Here is a 2,350-nt window from a genome sequence, read left to right as displayed (position 1 = left end):
ACCGGGCAGAAGACCCGGCAGCCGGCAGCCAGGCCCAATACAAGACCGCCAGCTATCAGGCGGCTCAGCAACCAGTCGCAACGACGACGAACAACAACAAGAGTGACAACACAATGTCACCGGTGCCAGAAACCGGCACAATGGCAATGCTGATCACAGGCATCTGCATGTTCGGCTTTGCCGCGCGAAGGCACAAAATTGCTGCCTGAGCGCAACTTCCAACCCTGAATAATCAACACACAATGGGCCCGGCGATCCCTGTCCGCCGGGCCCTCTTTCTTTTGGTCGCACAACTGGCCTCGCGCGAAACTTTATGCGCAAGGACATTCACACGCCGTATCAACGGCGCTTACGCATGTGCACAATATTACGTATCATATTGAATTACATGTGTTTTCAATCTTCACATGTCACATGAAGATTGCCTTTGATCAGGCGCTCGCGCTCAGCTCCGCAGAATGTCGCGCCCCGCATAGATCGCTGCATCGCCCAGCTCAGCCTCGATCCTGAGTAGCTGGTTATACTTCGCCAGTCGGTCCGATCGCGAAAGCGACCCGGTCTTGATCTGCCCGCAGTTGGTTGCAACCGCCAAGTCGGCGATCGTCGCGTCCTCGGTTTCGCCCGAACGGTGGCTCATCACCGCAGTATAGCGCGCGCGATGCGCGGTGTTCACCGCTTCCAGCGTTTCCGAAAGGGTGCCGATCTGGTTCACCTTCACCAGGATCGAGTTGGCGACCCCCTGGCCGATGCCCTGCCGCAGCCGCGCCGCATTGGTGACGAACAGATCATCCCCCACAAGCTGGACATCCTTGCCGATCTGATCCGTCAGCGTCTTCCAGCCCGCCCAATCATCTTCGGCCATACCGTCCTCGATCGAGAGGATGGGGTAGTCTGCCGCAAGCTTCGCAAGAAACCCCGCCATCTGGTCGGGCGACAGTGCCCTGCCCTCGCCTTCCATGTGGTAGGCGCCGTCGCGAAAAAATTCAGTCGAGGCACAGTCCAACGCCAGCATCACGTCGTCGCCCGCCTTGAAACCCGCCTTGCCGACCGCCTGCAAGATCACATCCAGCGCTTCGGTCGCGCTCGACAGGTTCGGCGCAAAGCCACCTTCGTCGCCAACCGAAGTGGAAAGGCCTCGCCCATGCAGTTCCTTCTTCAGCGTATGAAAGATTTCGGCACCCCAGCGCAGCCCTTCGGCAAAGCTGTCGGCGCCAACCGGCATGATCATGAATTCCTGAAAATCGATCGGATTGTCGGCGTGCGCGCCGCCATTCACGATGTTCATCATCGGCACCGGCAATACGCGCGCCGCCGTGCCGCCCACGTAACGATACAGCGGCAGCCCCCGCGCATCGGCCGCAGCCTTCGCCACCGCCAGGCTGACACCCAGAATCGCGTTCGCACCCAGCCTCGCCTTGTTTGGCGTCCCGTCGAGCGCGATCATCTGCGCATCGATTTCTTCCTGCTCCTCGGCGTTTAGGCCGATCAGCGCGTCGGAAAGGTCGCCATGCACGGCTGCGACCGCTTCCCGCACACCCTTGCCCAGATAGCGCGCCTTGTCGCCGTCGCGCTTCTCGACTGCCTCGTGCGCGCCGGTCGACGCGCCGGACGGCACCGCCGCCCGCCCGAAGCTGCCGTCCTCAAGGATGCAATCCACTTCGATGGTCGGATTTCCACGGCTGTCGAGGATCTCGCGGGCGATGAGGTCGACGATGGCGGTCACGTGCTGCTCCTGTCATTACGGAATCGCCCCCAAGGGCAACGCCATTCGCTTAGGAACCTCGCCAGCGGAGTGCAACCATCGGCTGGCGGCTGGCGCCCGCCGGCGCGGGGCGATAAGCAGGGCGCGAGGCAGGCGGGAGTGTGGGATGGCAGAGGAATCAGCGGGCGATCAGGTCGAACTGGATCCGGTGGTGCTGGTCGCGCGAATCACGACACTGGAAATGCTCGTCCGCCAGATGATGGTCGTGCAGCTTCGGATGTTGGACAAAGCGGGCCATATCGAGCTTGATCAGGCCTATATTCAAGGTCTTGCAGACGCTTATGCAGAAAAGGTGGACGAATCCAACATCATCGAAAGCAGCTCGGCCGACGTCAATTACGCGTTCAAACTGAACGTGTTGCACCAGTTGGAACGCTTCTTCGACGAGATCGGCACCTACCTGAAGGAACACCCCTGACAGGGCAGCGCACTGGCACCGGCACAGCCGCCACCACGAAAACTGGGCTTTGCAGGACCGGGCACGCCTGCTAGACGCCGCCCTCACCACGCACGAGGCCCGATGGCGGAGTGGTTACGCAGAGGACTGCAAATCCTTGCACGCCGGTTCGATTCCGGCTCGGGCCTCCA

3 protein-coding genes and 1 tRNA gene are annotated in these 2,350 nt (G+C 61.2%); 3 read left to right on the top strand and 1 reads right to left on the bottom strand.

Annotated elements, in window-relative coordinates:
• Window positions 1–209 (top strand): PEP-CTERM sorting domain-containing protein (locus AC16JP_RS11715; RefSeq protein ID WP_484340796.1); only part of this gene is annotated, 209 nt, incomplete at its 5' end.
• 236 nt (window positions 210–445) lie between these two features.
• Here the strand turns inward: AC16JP_RS11715 and eno are convergent.
• Window positions 446–1,723 carry a phosphopyruvate hydratase gene (gene eno / locus AC16JP_RS11710; RefSeq protein WP_484340795.1) on the bottom strand — a complete coding sequence of 426 codons (1,278 nt, stop codon included), beginning with the start codon at window positions 1,721–1,723 and terminating at the stop codon, window positions 446–448.
• A 145-nt stretch (window positions 1,724–1,868) separates the two neighbouring features.
• Between eno and AC16JP_RS11705 the strand changes: the two genes are divergently transcribed.
• Together AC16JP_RS11705 and AC16JP_RS11700 are read left to right on the top strand one after the other, a co-directional pair.
• Window positions 1,869–2,180, top strand: coding sequence for a hypothetical protein (locus tag AC16JP_RS11705; protein ID WP_484340794.1), 312 nt, complete (start codon window positions 1,869–1,871; stop codon window positions 2,178–2,180).
• A 96-nt stretch (window positions 2,181–2,276) separates the two neighbouring features.
• Window positions 2,277–2,350, top strand: a tRNA-Cys gene (locus AC16JP_RS11700).

Source organism: Sandaracinobacteroides sp. (genome assembly GCF_057137845.1).
This window is presented reverse-complemented; position numbering and strand designations above follow the sequence as displayed.